Origin of the sequence: Rhizobium sp. NFACC06-2, assembly GCF_900101425.1 — a bacterium.
Classification (GTDB): Bacteria; Pseudomonadota; Alphaproteobacteria; order Rhizobiales; family Rhizobiaceae; genus Agrobacterium; species Agrobacterium leguminum.
Window position 1 is genome coordinate 51,648 of sequence record NZ_FMVA01000015.1, and the last position, 15,857, is coordinate 67,504.

Below are 15,857 nucleotides of genomic sequence, written 5' to 3' on the forward strand. Positions count from 1 at the left end.
GTCGCGTCCTCCTTTTAGAGGGAAAACGCAGGGGAAAAGGCGCGGGTTCCGTTTCCACGCCACGCGGGCGCGCTTTTCCGCCGTCAGCGGCGGGAACGCGGCTTTTTCTCTTCCCGGTTCATATCTCGCCCGACCCATTTGAAAAATACGACGAGGCTGAGGCCGATGATAATGAGCGGAACGAAGGATTCAAAACTGGACATGACTCACTCTTTCTTCCCCCGGCGACCATTTTACCGGCATGGAAGAAGCGCGTAATCTGTGGAATATCGTCCGTTCTTTTTTGGCAATTGCCATCTGCGGCCCAGTTGTCGATGGGCCGCAGACGAAGGCGGTTAAACCGGCAGCGATTTCACCGCTGCCGTGCCGCCTTCACGGGCGCTTTTCAGCGCTGCCACACCTGTCAGGACGGACATGGCGCCGGCGCGCGAGCCCGCCCGCTGCCGCAGCCGGTCGTTGGAGCCGGGCTTGAAAATCATGTCGCGCATGCGGTTGTCGCCGCCATAATGGCCGCCCGGCTCATGCGGCACCCAGATATGTTCGACGCCACCGCCGAAACTTTTCACCAGCAGGATTTCATCGGCCGGCGGTTCCGTCCAGGGCTGCTTTTCATACTGGCGCATCTCGATGCGGCCCTTATGGCCGTTGAAGGCGATGTGGTGCCCCTCGATCGGCATATAGGTATTGAGCGAATAGGAGACCTGCACGCCGTTGGCATAACGGATCGAGGCGCTCATCGTGTCGGGAATGTCAATCTCCTCGCGGAAGACGCAGGCATCGCGCACATAACCGTCCACCGTCGAAGGGTCTTCATAAAGCGCATCGAGAAAAGGATCGGCCCCGAGATCCATGAAATAATCGCACTCGTTCTTGTGCGGACAGGTGCGACAGCGCGTTCCGCGGAACGGGCCGTTCTTGCCATAATGCAGCAATTGCCCGAAACCCTTCACTTCCACGGGATCGGAATCGAGATACCAGTTCAAGAGATCGAAATGGTGGGTCGCCTTGTGCACGAACAGGCTGCCGGAATGCTCTGTGAAGGCGTGCCAGCGGCGGAAATAATCCGCGCCGTGCTGGTTATCCAGATACCAGTGGAAATCGACCGAGGTGACGGTGCCGATGGCGCCGTCGTCGATCAGTTCCTTGATGCGGGCGGCGGTGGGAGAGAAACGGTAATTGAAGGAGACGTCGACCCGGCGGCCGCTTTTGGCCTCCGCCGCGCGAATACGGTCGATCTTTTCCGGGGTTGTGGTCATGGGCTTTTCGCTGATGACATCGGCCCCGCCTTCCAGCGCCCGGATGATGATGTCGTCATGCGTGTCATCTGGTGTGCAGACGATCACCAGTTCGGGTCGCTGCTCCTCCATCATCCGGTCGAAATCGTCGTAGAGCGGCGCGTTCGATCCCATCATGTCGCGGGCGCGTTCGGCGCGCATCAGGTTCAGGTCGCAAATGCCGACCAGTTCGACATAGTCGCTCCAGCCGGCCAGCAATTCGCGGCCCCACATGGTGGTGCCGCGATTGCCGGTGCCGACCAGCGCATAGCGTTTGCGTTTCACCTTTTCAGGCATCATCTCTCTCCCGGATAATCAACAAACAGTCTTGAAACGCTCGATCACGGTGGCGAGGACCTCGTCCATCGGGCGCGCCTGCCAGCGATGCGAAAAGATTTCCACTTCCTGCGGGCCGTGGAAGCCGGCGGCCTCGATCATGGCGCGAAATGCCTTCAGGTCAATCACGCCGTCACCCATCATGCCGCGATCATTGAGAGGATCGGTCGTCGGCACCAGCCAGTCGCAGATATGGTGGGCGAGAATTTGCCCGTTTCTGCCCGCACGCGCCACCTGTTCCTCCAGTTCCGGATCCCACCAGACGTGGTAGACATCGATGGCGACACCGGTGCCGGCACCCAGCCTGTCGCAGAGATCGAGCGACTGTTTCAACGTGTTGAAGCAGGCGCGGTCGGCGGCATAGAAGGGGTGCAGCGGCTCGATGGCGAGCGGCACGCCGGCGGCCCGGGCATAGGGAAGAAGCTCGGCCATGCCGTCCTCCACCATCTGCCGCGCGCCCTTCAGGTCGCGTGAGCCGGCGGGCAGGCCGCCTACGACCAGCACGAGGCAATCGGCCTTCATGGCGGCGGCTTCATCGACGGCGCGTTTATTGTCCTCGATGGCGAGGCGGCGGCCTTCCGCATTGGGCGCGGGGAAGAAGCCGCCCCGGCAATGGCCGCTGAGGCGCAGGCCGTTATGCTCGACAATGCGGGCGGCTTCAGCAAGGCCAACGCCATGCACCTGCTCACGCCAGGGCGAGATGGCGGTGATGCCATGCGTAAGGCAGGCATCGACGATTGCGCCGAAGTCTCCGCCCTGACGCACGGTGGCGAAATTGATGGAAAGGCCTTCAAGGCTCATCTCGGTATCTCCCCTTGTTTTGCTTCACCCGATGCCGCGGACAGCCAGAAACGCCTTCATGCGCTGCGTCGCCAGATCCGGCTCGGCCAGCACATTGGCCTTGTCCGCCAGTCGGAAAAGCTCAGCGAAATGCTGCGTGGAGCGGGTGCTTTCCTGTCCGCCGACCATGGTGAAATGGTCCTGTAACCCGTTGAGATAGGCGAGGAACACCACGCCGGTCTTATAGAAGCGGGTCGGGGCCTTGAAGATATGGCGCGAGAGCGCCACCGTCGGCTCCAGAATATCGAAGAATTCATTGTCCGCGCCGCGCTTCAGGCAGGCCAGCGCTTTCGAAGCCGCCGGTGCTATGGCGTCGAAAATACCGAGCAGCGCATCCGAATGGCCCTTCTCGTCACCGGCGATCAGTTCGGCATAGTTGAAATCGTCACCGGTATACATGCGCACGCCAGCGGGAAGGCGGCGGCGCATGACGATTTCCTTCTCCTTGGAGAGAAGCGAAATCTTGATGCCGTCGATCCTGTCGGCATTCTCCTCGATCATGGCAAGGCATGTTTCCATTGCCGCCATATGGTCGCCAGCCCCCCAGTAACCCTCAAGCGCGGGATCGAACATCTCACCCAGCCAGTGGATCACCACTTTCTGGTCGGCATGGGAGAGAACCCGCGCATAGGCCTTGAGATAATCATCCGGCGAGCGGGCCGCCGCAGCCAGCGCGCGGCTCGCCATCAGGATCACGTGCCCGCCTTCTCCCTGAACAAAATCAAGCTGTTCCAGGTAAGAGTCGACAATCTGGTTCAGGTCGTAACCGCCGCCATTCAGATGATCGGTGCCGACGCCGCAGGCAATCAGCGCATCCTTGCGGCTGGCTGCTTCCTTCAGCGAGCGGGAGATGAGTTCCTGCGCCTGCGGCCATGCCAGCCCCATGCCGCGCTGCGCCGTATCCATCGCCTCAGCGACGCCGAGGCCGAGATCCCACAGGCGGTGACGGAAACGTAAAGTGGCGTCCCAGTCGATGGCGGGCGTCAGCCATGGGTCGTTATCGGCAAGGGGATCGGCCACCACATGGGCGGCGGCGAAGGCGACGCGGTTGAAATCCGCCGCACTTCGTTTCTCAACCGCGACCGGCGTACCGGATAATTTGTAGACCTCGATGCTACGGTCATCCTTCGGAAGCTTGAGTTCGCTCACCATCGCCTCCCTAGGAAATAGCGGGAACGTCGAGCCAGCGGCGTTCCTTCCATGATCTCAGTCCAAGCTCGGCAAGCTGCACGCCCTTCACGCCTTCCATCAGCCCATAGGGCCACGGGTCATTATCGACGAGGTGGCGCACGAACATCTCCCACTGCGCCTTGAAGCCGTTGTCGTAAACGACATTGTCCGGCACTTCCTGCCAGGTCTTGTAGAAATCGATGGTCTGCGGCTGGTCGGGGTTCCACACCGGCTTTGGCGTGTTGGTACGGTGCTGGGTAAAGCATTTTGTGAGGCCCGCCACCGCCGAACCATGGGTGCCGTCCACCTGGAAGGTGACGAGATCGTCGCGGCGCACGCGAACGGCCCATGAGGAATTGATATGGGCGATGGCGCCGCCTTCGAGCTCGAAGGTCGCATAGGCCGCATCATCCGCGTCCGCCTTATAGGCTTTGCCCTGCTCATCGAAACGTTCCGGAATGTGAGTGGCGCCAAGGCAGCTTACGGATTTTACCGGCCCGAACAGATTGTCGAGCACGTAACGCCAATGGCACAGCATATCGAGAATGATGCCGCCGCCATCCTTCAGGCGGTAGTTCCACGAAGGGCGCTGCGCCGGCTGCCAGTCGCCTTCGAACACCCAGTAACCGAACTCGCCGCGCACCGAGAGGATTTTGCCGAAAAAGCCGCTGTCGCGCAGCATGGCGAGCTTGCGCAGGCCGGGCAGGAAAAGCTTGTCCTGCACCACGCCGTGTTTGATGCCGGCGCTTTCGGCGAGCCGGGCAATCGCCAGCGCCTCTTCCATCGTGTCGGAAATCGGCTTTTCGCAATAAACGTTCTTGCCCGCCTTGATGGCTTTCTCCAGAAGGCTTCCGCGCATCTGCGTCGTGCCAGCATCGAAGAACAGCGTATCGTCGGGGTTCGCCAGCGCCGCATCGATATCGGTCGTCCAGCGCGCGACATTATGCTTTTTCGCGATTTCCTCGATCTTTGCGCCGTTGCGGCCGACCAGAATGGGGTCGAGCATGACCCTTTCGCCGTTCTTCAACAGCACGCCGCCCTGATCGCGAATGGCGAGAACGGAGCGCACGAGATGCTGGTTGTAACCCATGCGGCCGGTGATGCCGTGCATGATGACGCCGATACGTTTCATGAATTTCCTCCCAAGGCGGCCTCTTCCCGAAAGCCGCTTCCGTCAAACATGGCAATTTGTAACCATTTGGTTATTTGTGGTCGTGAAGGATGCGATCTGTCAAGGTGTTTTTGACAGGAAAAATTCATGGTCTGACGACCGTTGCGTTTTTGTGTTTCCACCGCGCCGCAAAAGAAAACGACGCGCTTCGCGGATGCGAATGGCGCGTCGTCGCTGTTGTTAAAGAGGAATTCGGTTCGGGCGGCTCAGACCGGCCGCACTGCAGCAAGTAGGGTGTCGACGATATGCTGGCCCCAGCGTTCCAGCTCGGCGGGGTCTGTCAGGTCGCGCTGGAAGATCGTCGACAGCGTGAACCGGTTCGAAAGATAAAAGGCGCCGAGCGAAGCGATGGTTAGATAGACGTCGATCGGATCGAGACCGTCACGGAATTCGCCCGCGTTGCTGCCGCGCCGCAGCACGTCTTCCAGCTCTGAAATGAAATTCGAATGCATCGCCGTAATTGCCGGAGATTGCCTGAGATAGCGGGCTTTATTGAGGTTTTCCGTGGCGAGAATGCTCAGGAATTCGGGATGGTCGAGGAAGTAGTGCCAGGTGAAAAGCGCAAGCTCCCGCAAGCCCTCCGAAGGGGCCTTGCGGGCCAGGTCAAGCCGTCTCTCGGTATGGCGGATATGGCGGTACGCGTCTTCCAGAACGGCGAGATAAAGCGCATCCTTGTCGCCGAAATAATGGTAGATCATTCGCTTGTTGGTGCCGGCGCGCCGGGCGACGACATCGATTCGCGCCCCTGCCAGCCCCTTGGCGGCCACCTCGCGGCGGGCGGCTTCGAGAATGGCGGCGCGCGTTCTTTCCGGGTTTCGCACCTGTGTCGTCGCGCGTTTGCGCTTGGGTGACGGCGTTTTCTCCATGGCGGCATCGGGGGCCGGATCGGACGGCTGGTTTTTTGTCGTTTCTTCCATTTCAGCACCCGCTTGACAATGTTTGCGATCAGTGTTCCCATGTAACCAATTAGTTATAAAACGGCAAGTGTCGTTTACGTTCATCATCAATTGGCAGTCAATAGGGAGGAGTTGCCAATGCCCGTGATGCTTCAGAGGAGAGGTGTGCTTTCAGCGGGGCTTGCGGCCCTGTCGCTTGCAACATTGGGAGGTGGTTCAGCGCAGGCCCAGGCCGCGCGCCTTCGCATGTTGTGGTGGGGGTCGCAGGAACGCGCCGACCGCACCAACAAGGCGATAGCAGCCTATAAGCAGGTCAAGCCGGATCTCGATATTGCCGGTGAATTCGCAGGCTGGAGTGATTATTGGCCGCGCCTTGCCACGCAGGTTGCGGGCCGCAATGCGCCTGACCTGATCCAGATGGATTATCGTTACATCTTCGAATATGGCCGTCGCGGCGCGCTTGCGCCGCTCGATGAATTTATCGGCAAGGGCCTGAAGATCGAAGATTTCGGCAAGATGAACATCGATTCCGGCCGGGTCGATGGCAAGCTTTATGGCATCAATCTCGGTGTCAATTCCAGCGCCGTCTTCTTCGACAAGGCGGCCTGGGAAAAATCCGGTGCGACGCCGCCGGCGATCGGCCAAACCTGGGAGGAGTTTGCCGAAAACGCCGCCAAGCTCAGCAAGAACAAGCCGAAGCCCGGTTATTACGCCACGGCCGACGCCAGCGGCGTGGAGCCGAGCTTCGAGAACTGGCTGCGCCAGAACGGCAAGTCGCTCTACACGCAGGATGGCGGCATCGGCTTCGATCCTGCCGATGCGACCAAGTGGTTCACTTTGTGGGCGGATCTGCGCAAGAGCGGCGCTTGTGTGCCGGCCGATGTGCAGGCGCTCGACCAGCTTAACATCGAAACGAACCCTTTAACGACGGGCAAGGCGGCAACCGCATTCGCCCATTCCAACCAGTTCGTCGGTTATCAGAAGCTCAACAAGGCGAAACTTGCCATAAGCTCCTATCCGAAGAGCACGAAGGATGGCCCTTCCGGTCATTATCTGAAACCCTCCATGCTTATCAGCGTCGCCAATGGCAGCGCCGGTATCGAGCAGGCCGTCGGTTTCATCAACTTCCTGGTCGCCGACCCGCAGGGCGTCGATATTCTCGGCGTCGAGCGCGGCGTTCCGGCCTCGGAATCCATGCGTAGCCAGTTGAGCAGCAAGCTCGACGAGGTGAGCAAGACTATGGTGGACTATATTGCCGAGATTACCCCCGGCGTCGGCGATCTGCCGCCGGCGCCGCCTCCGGGCGCGGGCGAATTCGCCTTCGTCCTCAAACGCACGGCTGAGGAAATCGGCTTCGGCAAGATCACGCCGGAAGAGGGCGGTGACCGCCTCGTCAAGGAATCCGAAACCGTTATCAAACGGAAGTGATGGTTTATGGCCTTTCGATCTGAAACTCTTGTGGGGGAGAGCCGTGGCGCGGCTCTCCCGAAGCGGGGCGGCGTGAAGCGGATGTTCGACCGCAACATTCACGCCTACCTGTTTCTGCTGCCCTGGCTGATTGGCTTTTTCGGCCTCACCCTCGGTCCCGCGCTCGCGTCGCTTTACCTGTCTTTCACGAATTACGACCTGTTGCAGTCGCCGGACTGGGTGGGGGCGGCAAACTATGTGCGCATCGCCACGGCCGATCCGAAATTCGCCGCAGCCATGCAGGTCACCTTCACCTATGTGCTGCTTTCAGTGCCGCTGAAGCTGATCTTCGCGCTGCTCGTCGCCCTCGCCTTCAACCGCGGCATCAAGGGGCTGACGCTTTACCGGGCGATCTTCTATCTGCCGTCGCTGCTCGGTTCGAGCGTCGCGATTGCCGTGCTGTGGCGCCAGCTTTTCGCCTCTGACGGTCTCGTCAACATGATCCTGTGGCAGGCCTTCGGTTACGAAGGGCCGAGCTGGATTTCCAATCCGGATTATTCGATCTACACGCTGGTCATCCTGTCCGTCTGGCAGTTCGGTTCGCCGATGATCATCTTCCTCGCGGGTCTGAGACAAATCCCGCAGGATATGTATGAAGCCGCCGAAATCGACGGTGCAAGCAAGGTGCGGCAGTTCTTCCGCATTACCTTGCCGCTCCTGACCCCGGTGATCTTCTTCAACGCGGTGATCCAGACGATCGACGCCTTCAAGGCCTTCACCCCCGCCTTCATCATTTCCGAAGGCACCGGCGGGCCGATCAACTCGACGCTGTTCTACACGCTCTACCTCTATCAGGAAGCCTTCGGTTTCTTCCGCATGGGTTACGCCTCGGCGCTTGCCTGGATTTTGGTGATCATCATCTCGCTGTTCACGGCCTTCTCGTTCCTCAGCGCGAAATACTGGGTGCACTACGATGACTGATGCTGTTACCGCCCCCCGGCCGGGCCAGGGCCCGCAACGTTCGCCGCTGAAATCGGTGATGCTCCACACGGCGCTGATCATCGCGTCCTTCGCGATGCTCTATCCGATCCTGTGGATGATCTCGGGTTCCTTCCGGCCGCAGGACGAGCTATTCGGCTCTTCCTCGCTCATTCCCTCGGCGGTGGATGTCGGCGGATATATTCGCGGCTGGACCGGGCTGCAGGTGAGCTTCGGACAGTTCTTCTGGAACTCCTTCTTCATCTCGGTGCTGGCCACCATAGGAAACGTGGTCGGCTGCTCGCTCGCCGCCTTCGCTTTTGCCCGGCTACGTTTCGGCGGGCGTAATTTCTGGTTCGCGCTGATGCTCGGCACCCTGATGCTGCCCTATCACGTCGTGCTCATCCCGCAATATATCCTGTTTCTGGAAATGGGATGGGTGAACACCTCGCTGCCGCTGATCGTGCCGAAATATCTCGCGACGGACGCCTTCTTCATCTTCCTGATGGTGCAGTTCTTCCGCGGCATCCCGCGCGAGCTGGACGAGGCGGCTGTCATGGATGGCTGCTCGCCCTTCCGCATCTACTGGAAGATCATGCTGCCCTTGTCGCTGCCGGTGCTGGCGACGGCTGCGATCTTCTCCTTCATCTGGACATGGGACGATTTCTTCGGGCCGCTGATCTATCTGAACGACATCAACACCTACACCGTGCAGCTCGGCCTCAGATCCTTCGTGGATTCCACCGGCAGCTCGGACTGGACCTCGCTTTTCGCCATGTCCAACCTGTCGCTGGTGCCGGTCTTCCTGTTCTTCCTGTTCTTCCAGCGGCTGCTGATCGAAGGCATCGCCACCACCGGAATGAAACGCTGAACAGAACCCGCATCGGGAACGCATTTTAAGACAATCAACACTGTCGCTGCCGCCCTGCATGCGGCGCGACAGTCGGGAGAAACAGCATGGCAAGCAGCATTACGCTCGAAAAAATCGTCAAGCGGTTCGGCGCTTTTCCGGTCATCCATGGCATCGATCTCAAGATCGAGCCGGGCGAATTCACCGTTTTCGTCGGCCCTTCGGGCTGTGGCAAATCCACGCTTCTGCGCATGATCGCCGGGCTTGAGGAAATCTCCGAAGGCGATCTGCGTATCGATGGCGAAAGGGTCAACGAAACGGCGGCCTCCAAGCGCGGCATTGCCATGGTCTTCCAGTCCTATGCGCTTTATCCGCATATGAGCGTTTACAAGAACCTCGCCTTCGGTCTTGAAACGGCGGGTTACAAGAAGCCGGAAATTCAGGCGCGGGTGCAGAAGGCCGCCGATATCCTGCAGATCGGCCCGCTTTTGCAGCGCAAGCCGAAGGCGCTTTCCGGCGGCCAGCGCCAGCGCGTCGCCATCGGCCGCGCCATCGTGCGCGAACCGAAAATCTTCCTGTTCGACGAGCCCTTGTCCAACCTCGATGCGGAACTGCGCGTGCAGATGCGCGTCGAAATCGCCAAGCTGCACCAGACGCTCGGCAGCACCATGATTTACGTAACGCACGACCAGGTGGAAGCCATGACCATGGCCGACAAGATCGTCGTGCTGCGCGACGGCCGCATCATGCAGGTCGGCCGCCCGCTCGATCTCTACAACAACCCGGCCAACCAGTTCGTCGCCGGTTTCATCGGCTCGCCGAAGATGAATTTCCTCTCCGCCAAGGTGGCGTCCGGCGATAGTTCCAACCGCACCATCGAGGTGGGAGGCCAGCGCATCGTCCTGGAAAAACCGGTCGCCGCGCAGCAGGGGGAACCGCTCACCTTCGGCGTGCGCCCGGAACATGTGAACCCGCAGGCCCCATCCTCGCTCGGCGAAGCCTCCATCCAGCTCGTGGAACATCTCGGCGGCTCGACGGTGGTTTACACCAACACCCCCGACGGCCAGTCAGCCACTGTGCTGCTGGACGGCCAGCGCCAGATCCGCATCGGCGAGACCATTCCCTTTGCGTTCGATCTTTCGAAGACACATCTGTTCGGGGCGGATGGGCGGCGGATATGACGCTTGTATTTAGCGTCTAAAGTAGATGACAAGAGAAAGCCCCCTTCAGTCATATTGGCTTTGCAGGCCTTTTCGAGCGATTGCGTGCTTACGCGATGAAGAGGTTCTTTCGCGACCAAAGACTTCGGTAAGCTGTATCTCGAGCTGAGGGCACAGTGCGTGGATGATGATCGTGACGAACAGAGGTGGACGCACGTGGCAAGGTCCGATTGCGTAACGGGGAAAATCTGTCCAGTGTGAAAGTTAAGACTGGAGAGACGAATGCTGAGATTATGGCAGCGCATCACATATTTTCGTCATCGTAGTGAGCTTTGGGCGCTTAACAAGGCGCAGCAGACGCCGCTCGTGGCAGGCTTTCCAATCTCGTTGGTGGTCTCATTTTGGTGGTTTGTTATGGCAACGCCAGTGATGCTGCCGCATATAATATTGCAAGCTTACTCCAAGAGTGCTGCGACAATTTTCTTGTTGATCACTGGTCTTCCCCTACTTCTAGCGATCGTGTTAGCGGCGCCTTGGTTTTTCAGCTGGCAGGGAATTGCGGCAGGTCTGATGTCGGGTCGATCTGAGGCAGCGAGGAAAAAGGAACAAGTCTTAAAGTATGCAATTGACGCCTATAGGGCGAAGTGAGTTTAACGTCTGCGTGCCTGCTGGTTCTCGGCGATTTGGCAAAGATAGTAGGCGTCAATTTCGAGATTCTGGCCACCCCATTTAACGCTCGCGCCATAATCTGCAATTGTCGCGGTTTTCCAGATGTCCTCCGATAGTAGTGGAGCCAGTAATCCTCCACCAGTGGCGATCCACCCTGTCAGATCAGCAGACGACTGGCTGCCGTCTGCCCATTCAACCGTGAGTAAGCCATGAGGTTTCGCTGTAATGCTTTTGACCCGTGGTATAATAACCTTCTCCTGTTAACCGGTAAGAGTAGATATTGATCGGTCGAGATTATGACTTATCAAAAATTTCTCCAAGTATCACCGCATCTTCCGCGAACTGTCCGGCATCGTCGCCTTTGACGAATTCAAGCATCGCGAAAGCCGGTTTTTTCCAGTCGCCTTCCGGCAATGCATCCACGCACGCCCGCCAATAATCCGCGCGTTCGTGAAGCGGCAGGCGGCTGGCGTTGGCGAGCCAGGCGAAGACGTGGAGATGGCAGATGCGTGGGCCGAGTGCGGATATTTCCGCGAGTGCGTCCTCCAGCGGCAGGCCGGGGGCGGGTTGCCAGTAGAAAAACAGGTTGGGCATCGGCAAATCCTGCATGAGTTGCAGGGCCGAGGGCAGGGTGTCCGTCAAGGAGTTGGGGTGATATTCGAGGCCGATTGTGATGCCATGGTTGTGCGCCCGGCGGGCGATTGTCGCCAGCGCTTCCGTTGCCGCGCGGCGTTCGCCGGGGGAGTAATCGGCAGATGGGCGTTTGCGGCTGCCGGGCCAGATGCGGATATGGCCGGTGCCGAGGGCCTTTGCGGTTTCCAGCACGGCGGTCACATCTTCCGGCGCAAAATCCGGTGCAAAGATATAGGAGCCGTAAGAGGAGACGGAGAGGCCGGCTTGCGCCGTCCGCGCCGCCACATCCCTTGCATTTTCGAGATCGCCGGGTGGCACATGGATATCCGCACCCCATTCGATGGACCTGATGCCGTTTGCGGCGGCAAGCTCGATGACTGCCTGTGGCGGCAGGGAGCGAAAGGTGACGGAGCAGAGGCCCGGCTCGAAAAATCTCATGCGATCAGTTCCAGATGTTCCGGCCGCACCTGCTGTTGCAGAGGTGCCGCGCGGCAGAAGCGTTCGATTTCGGCAATTGCCATGTCGCCGAGCCTTGCGCGTTCGAGCCCGGTGGCGCCGGCGATATGCGGCGTCAGGAAGACGTTCGGCAGGCTGAAAAAGGGTGAACCCGGCGGCGGCACTTCCGGGTCGGTCACGTCGATGACGGCTTCGATGCGTCCGGTTTTCAGTTCGGCCAGAAGTGCCTCTTCATCCACCAGCGCGCCGCGCGCCGTATTGATCAGGGTCGCGCCGTCCTTCATGCGGGCAAGCGCTGCCGCGCCGATCATATGCCGTGTCTGCGGCAGAGAGGGTGCATGCAGCGAAATGACATCGCTCACCGCCATCAGTTCCTCGAGCGACACAAGCTGCACGCCGAGCTTTTCCGCCTCCGCAGCGCTTAGAAGCGGATCGAAAAGGATGAGGTTGAGATCGAAGGGCTGCAACAGATTGATGACGCGACGTCCGATGCGCGATGCGCCGACAATGCCGACCGTCAGGCCGAGATTGCCGATGGCCTGCGCCTGTAATCGCTCGACAGGGGCGCGGTCGCGATGCTCCAGATAAAGGCGTCGGAAGCCGAAGGTGCGCTTGCCGGCGAGCAGGATCATCGCCAGCGAAAATTCGGCGACCGGCTGCGCATTCGCCTCCGCCGCGCTGCACACGGTAACGCCACGGTCGAACACCGCTTGCGACAGGAAATATTTGACCGTGCCGGCGGCATGGGAAATCAGCCTGAGGCGCGGCATCAGCGCCAGCTCCCGCGCGCCGATATCCGGACAGCCCCAGCCGGTCAGAAGAATATCCGTCCGCGCCAGCTGCTCTTTCACTGCGGGATCGTGGAAATCGCAGATCCGCCCCGTGTCGAGAATATGGACGCTCTGCGACAGCCTTTCGAGCGCCTGCGGTGTCAGCACATGCTGGGTTCGCTCCGGGTCCATGGCAAGGCTGAGACGCGGAAGCGGGCGCGTCATTGCGGCTCTCCCGTTGCCGCCATGCTGCTGACCGGAACGCCCCGTTCCGCAAACAGGCGGTCGAGCGCCTCCATGTCCGGAAGTGCCGGAACGGTCGCCAACGCTGTTTCGCTTTCTGGCCCGGTCACCCCGGCAAAGACCGCGCAGGCAAGCACGGTTTCGCCCGCCGGAATCTCGCCCCGCAGTTGCGGCACCGTGGTCTTGGCGTTGATAAGATTGGTGTTGGGCAGCGCCTTCAGCGCCACGCCGTGGCGGATTATGCTGGAGCCGAGATCGACAATGGCGGATATGTCTGTGCCGCAATCGGCGGTCGCCCGGCCGGTCTCTTCGCGCACGGCATCGCGGTCGCCGTCGTTGCGGTTGATTGCGAAGCCGCCTTCGGTCACCGAAAGGGGGCGGGCGGAGGTGATCCGGTGCAGCCTGATATGCCAGCCGCCAGCCGCAACCAGCGTCGTTTCAACCCCCACATCCGGGAAGGGCTTCCACGTTGCCCGCAGGCTTTCCCCGGCCAGCAGAACCTTTTCGTTGGTCTCGCGCACGCGGTAATGCAGGCCGTCTTCGGAAAAGGCCAGCATATTGTCGAAACCGTTGGTCCTGAAACCGCGCTCATCCACTTCGACGCCGAAACCGTAACGGGAGGAATAGGCGAATTTGGCATATTTCTCCGGCCCGCCGCGCATGGAGAGGTTTTCCTGGCCGCTGGAAAGCGCTGTGACATTGCCGCTGGTCCGCATCATCACCATGCCGGGGTGAATGAGCGGCTTTGGTTTTGCCGATGTTTCGGGCAGTCTCTCCTCCGCCTGCCAGAAGGGGTGGTTTTTCGGCAGGGCGAGCGGCAGGAAGGCCTTGAAGGCCCAATAGGGCGAGCCCGCCGAATTATAGCTTTCCGACATGGTGAGCTGCGGATAGGCGTAGCCAATGGAAAGCACGCCGTCGCGATCGGCAATCGGCTTTTTCGCCCACCAGCGCAGATGTTGCAGATAAAGCCCCTTGATCTCGCCCCAGGGCAGCGCCTCCTCATCGGCAAAGGCAAGGCCGGCCCAGAAGCCGCCGCAGGCGAAGCGGTAGGTCATGGAGCGGCCGAAGGCGAGCGTGCCGCCATCCTCATCGAACCAGCTGGCGAAATCGCCGGCGAAGAGGCGCGCTCGCTCCCGGTAGCGTTCCGCGTAGGCATCCTCAGGCTTGCTGAGTTTCGCGTAGATCAGGCCGTAAAAATGCATGGCAAAGGCGATGTAATGGTCGATGCGGCGGTAATTGCCATCGCGATACCAGCCGTCGGCGATATAAAATTCATCCAGTTCCTTCTGGAATGTTTCTGTCAGGCTGCGGTCGAAATCGATGCCGAGATGATCCAGCGCCATATCGACCATCACCCGGAAAAACTTCCAGTTATTGTCGGCGTAATTGCGCTCCCGCGCCGTCAGCAGATAACGGCGCACATTGTCTTTCTGCGCGTCGGAGAGCGGTTCCCACAGGTGCTGCGGCGCAAGCCGCAGCGCAAAGCCGAGGGCTGCAAGCTCCACCAGCCGCTGATCCCTTTGGCGCACGTCGCCCCAATATTCGGGATGGGAAGGATCGGTGCCGTTGGCTATTCCCCGTGCCAGAAGCGGCCAGTGGTCGAAATGATCGCCGCTCAGCGCAAGCGGCGCGATGCCCCAGAGTGGCCTGGCAAAACTTTCCAGATCGGCCGCCGCCCGGTCGAAATGCGCGGCGGTGCCGCTCAGCGTCACTCTTGCGCCGCCCGGCGAAAAATAGGGAAGGAGCGGCGCAAAACTGTCATCCAGCGCTCGCCGGACATCGGCGCGGCTTTTGAGCGGATTGCCGTGCAGCGGATTGAATCTGCCCATGGTGGGCTTACTCATGGTGTCATGCATCGCGTGCCGCCTTTCCCGTCTTTTTCGCCTTGCCGGCCGTCTGTCCTTCCACCAGCTGCACGCCAAGCTGCACCTGACGGGCATTGGCGGAAGGTTCCGTCAGCCGGCGGCGCATCAGTTCCACCGCCTCGCGGGCGATTTCGCGACGGTCGACGCGGATCGTGCTGAGACGGGGGGTGGAGAGTTCGGCAAAGGGCAGGTCGTCGAAGCCGATAATGGAAAGATCGTCCGGCACGGCGAGGCCAAGTTCCTGCGCTGCCCCCAGCGCCCCGAGCGCAATCGCGTCATTCATGCAGAAAATGCCGGTGAGTTCAGGGTTTTTGGCCAATAGCTGGCGAACCGCATCGCCCGCCTGTCCGAAGCCGCTATCCGCCGTCGAAAGCAGGAACTCCTCATAGGTCGTTCCCTCTTCCTCAAGGATCGTATGGCGGAAGCCGCGCATACGCTCCCTTATGGTGTGGCGATGATGCGGGCCGATATAGGCGACCTTGCGGTGACCGAGTTCCAGCAGCCGCCGCGCCGCCAGCGCGCCGCCGTAAAAATTGGAGGGCGAGACGCAGTCCAGCATCATCGAGGGATCGGCGCTGTTGACCAGAACCGGTTGCAGCACACCCTGCGTGATGCGGTGGATGATTTCGTCCTCGGGATCGAGGCCGATGGCGAGAAGGCCGTCCACCTCGCAGACCCGCTGGGTCAGCGCGTCATCCACCTGTTTCTGGTGCAAAAGCCGGATGTCGAGTTCGAAACCGTCCGTCTGGGCAAGGCTGCGCAGCATGTCAAAAATATCGTGATAAAAAGCGCCGATATCGCCGGTCGCCCTTTCGGCGGACATGAGTGCGAGGATTTTCTTGCCCTCCAGCGGCACGCCGCCGGTCTGGTTCGCGACCGGTCGCAACGGATAACCGAGCTCCGCCGCCACCCCCAGAACCTTGGTCTGGATCGACGCGCTGATACCTTTCTCTCCCGCAAGAACGCGCGAGACGGTGCTGATGGAAACGCCGGCGCGCTGGGCGATATCCGACTGGCGCGGGCGGCTGATGTCGGGCGTATCGTTCATATCGTCTCCTGCGCTTGCAAAAAATTCTGATATGATGCAAATATTGCAAACAAGGAAAATTTGCAAGAAATTTAGTAGTCAGTGAAAAATT

General features: G+C 60.2%; 14 protein-coding genes. 5 read left to right on the top strand and 9 right to left on the bottom strand.

What is annotated here, in order from left to right:
* Positions 1–335 precede the first annotated feature (335 nt).
* The 5 genes from F3H58_RS21555 to F3H58_RS21575 all read right to left on the bottom strand — a co-directional run bounded on the left by F3H58_RS21555 (position 336) and on the right by F3H58_RS21575 (position 5,708).
* Complete coding sequence (locus tag F3H58_RS21555; protein ID WP_149743706.1) at positions 336–1,571, bottom strand: Gfo/Idh/MocA family protein; 1,236 nt, start codon at positions 1,569–1,571, stop codon at positions 336–338.
* Positions 1,572–1,589: 18 nt separating this feature from the next.
* Positions 1,590–2,411, bottom strand: coding sequence for a sugar phosphate isomerase/epimerase family protein (locus F3H58_RS21560; RefSeq protein ID WP_149743707.1), 822 nt, complete (start codon positions 2,409–2,411; stop codon positions 1,590–1,592).
* Between the two features lie 24 nt (positions 2,412–2,435).
* On the bottom strand, positions 2,436–3,599 hold the full coding sequence (locus F3H58_RS21565; RefSeq protein WP_149743708.1) for a dihydrodipicolinate synthase family protein: 1,164 nt from the start codon (positions 3,597–3,599) through the stop codon (positions 2,436–2,438).
* A gap of 10 nt (positions 3,600–3,609) precedes the next feature.
* Positions 3,610–4,752 (bottom strand): Gfo/Idh/MocA family protein, encoded by a 1,143-nt coding sequence (locus F3H58_RS21570; protein ID WP_065116516.1) that lies wholly within the window; start codon positions 4,750–4,752, stop codon positions 3,610–3,612.
* 245 nt (positions 4,753–4,997) lie between these two features.
* Positions 4,998–5,708: a TetR/AcrR family transcriptional regulator gene (locus tag F3H58_RS21575; RefSeq protein ID WP_149743709.1), complete on the bottom strand. Its 711-nt coding sequence runs from the start codon at positions 5,706–5,708 to the stop codon at positions 4,998–5,000.
* 117 nt (positions 5,709–5,825) lie between these two features.
* Between F3H58_RS21575 and F3H58_RS21580 the strand changes: the two genes are divergently transcribed.
* The 5 genes from F3H58_RS21580 to F3H58_RS21600 all read left to right on the top strand — a co-directional run bounded on the left by F3H58_RS21580 (position 5,826) and on the right by F3H58_RS21600 (position 10,730).
* Positions 5,826–7,115 (top strand): ABC transporter substrate-binding protein, encoded by a 1,290-nt coding sequence (locus tag F3H58_RS21580; RefSeq protein ID WP_149743710.1) that lies wholly within the window; start codon positions 5,826–5,828, stop codon positions 7,113–7,115.
* A gap of 81 nt (positions 7,116–7,196) precedes the next feature.
* Positions 7,197–8,075 (top strand): carbohydrate ABC transporter permease, encoded by an 879-nt coding sequence (locus F3H58_RS21585; RefSeq protein WP_285277765.1) that lies wholly within the window; start codon positions 7,197–7,199, stop codon positions 8,073–8,075.
* Positions 8,068–8,943 (top strand): carbohydrate ABC transporter permease, encoded by an 876-nt coding sequence (locus tag F3H58_RS21590; protein WP_020809242.1) that lies wholly within the window; start codon positions 8,068–8,070, stop codon positions 8,941–8,943. The genes F3H58_RS21585 and F3H58_RS21590 overlap by 8 nt, the downstream gene beginning before the upstream one ends.
* A gap of 86 nt (positions 8,944–9,029) precedes the next feature.
* The gene (locus F3H58_RS21595) at positions 9,030–10,103 is read left to right on the top strand and encodes an ABC transporter ATP-binding protein (protein WP_149743711.1); all 1,074 of its coding nucleotides are present in this window, start codon (positions 9,030–9,032) and stop codon (positions 10,101–10,103) included.
* 261 nt (positions 10,104–10,364) lie between these two features.
* Positions 10,365–10,730: a hypothetical protein gene (locus tag F3H58_RS21600; protein WP_149743712.1), complete on the top strand. Its 366-nt coding sequence runs from the start codon at positions 10,365–10,367 to the stop codon at positions 10,728–10,730.
* Between the two features lie 315 nt (positions 10,731–11,045).
* Here F3H58_RS21600 and F3H58_RS21605 read toward each other — a convergent pair whose 3' ends face one another.
* The 4 genes from F3H58_RS21605 to F3H58_RS21620 are packed head-to-tail and all read right to left on the bottom strand — an operon-like array spanning position 11,046 to position 15,766.
* Positions 11,046–11,822, bottom strand: coding sequence for a sugar phosphate isomerase/epimerase family protein (locus tag F3H58_RS21605; protein WP_149743713.1), 777 nt, complete (start codon positions 11,820–11,822; stop codon positions 11,046–11,048).
* Positions 11,819–12,835 (bottom strand): hydroxyacid dehydrogenase, encoded by a 1,017-nt coding sequence (locus F3H58_RS21610; RefSeq protein ID WP_149743714.1) that lies wholly within the window; start codon positions 12,833–12,835, stop codon positions 11,819–11,821. Before F3H58_RS21610 ends, F3H58_RS21605 begins: the two co-directional genes overlap by 4 nt.
* A complete protein-coding gene (locus F3H58_RS21615) occupies positions 12,832–14,709 on the bottom strand; it encodes a DUF2264 domain-containing protein (RefSeq protein WP_149743715.1) in 1,878 nt (625 codons plus the stop codon). Before F3H58_RS21615 ends, F3H58_RS21610 begins: the two co-directional genes overlap by 4 nt.
* Positions 14,702–15,766, bottom strand: coding sequence for a LacI family DNA-binding transcriptional regulator (locus F3H58_RS21620; RefSeq protein WP_065656075.1), 1,065 nt, complete (start codon positions 15,764–15,766; stop codon positions 14,702–14,704). The genes F3H58_RS21615 and F3H58_RS21620 overlap by 8 nt, the downstream gene beginning before the upstream one ends.
* Between the last annotated feature and the right edge of the window lie 91 nt (positions 15,767–15,857).

What these genes read in the sequence shown, in the direction of transcription:
- F3H58_RS21575 (WP_149743709.1), bottom strand. Translation starts at nt 5,708, where the DNA reads ATGGAAGAAACGACAAAAAACCAGCCGTCCGATCCGGCCCCCGATGCC.
- F3H58_RS21570 (WP_065116516.1), bottom strand. Translation starts at nt 4,752, where the DNA reads ATGAAACGTATCGGCGTCATCATGCACGGCATCACCGGCCGCATGGGT.
- F3H58_RS21555 (WP_149743706.1), bottom strand. Translation starts at nt 1,571, where the DNA reads ATGCCTGAAAAGGTGAAACGCAAACGCTATGCGCTGGTCGGCACCGGC.
- F3H58_RS21595 (WP_149743711.1), top strand. Translation starts at nt 9,030, where the DNA reads ATGGCAAGCAGCATTACGCTCGAAAAAATCGTCAAGCGGTTCGGCGCT.
- F3H58_RS21605 (WP_149743713.1), bottom strand. Translation starts at nt 11,822, where the DNA reads ATGAGATTTTTCGAGCCGGGCCTCTGCTCCGTCACCTTTCGCTCCCTG.
- F3H58_RS21620 (WP_065656075.1), bottom strand. Translation starts at nt 15,766, where the DNA reads ATGAACGATACGCCCGACATCAGCCGCCCGCGCCAGTCGGATATCGCC.
- F3H58_RS21600 (WP_149743712.1), top strand. Translation starts at nt 10,365, where the DNA reads ATGCTGAGATTATGGCAGCGCATCACATATTTTCGTCATCGTAGTGAG.
- F3H58_RS21580 (WP_149743710.1), top strand. Translation starts at nt 5,826, where the DNA reads ATGCCCGTGATGCTTCAGAGGAGAGGTGTGCTTTCAGCGGGGCTTGCG.
- F3H58_RS21585 (WP_285277765.1), top strand. Translation starts at nt 7,197, where the DNA reads ATGTTCGACCGCAACATTCACGCCTACCTGTTTCTGCTGCCCTGGCTG.
- F3H58_RS21610 (WP_149743714.1), bottom strand. Translation starts at nt 12,835, where the DNA reads ATGACGCGCCCGCTTCCGCGTCTCAGCCTTGCCATGGACCCGGAGCGA.
- F3H58_RS21590 (WP_020809242.1), top strand. Translation starts at nt 8,068, where the DNA reads ATGACTGATGCTGTTACCGCCCCCCGGCCGGGCCAGGGCCCGCAACGT.
- F3H58_RS21560 (WP_149743707.1), bottom strand. Translation starts at nt 2,411, where the DNA reads ATGAGCCTTGAAGGCCTTTCCATCAATTTCGCCACCGTGCGTCAGGGC.
- F3H58_RS21615 (WP_149743715.1), bottom strand. Translation starts at nt 14,709, where the DNA reads ATGCATGACACCATGAGTAAGCCCACCATGGGCAGATTCAATCCGCTG.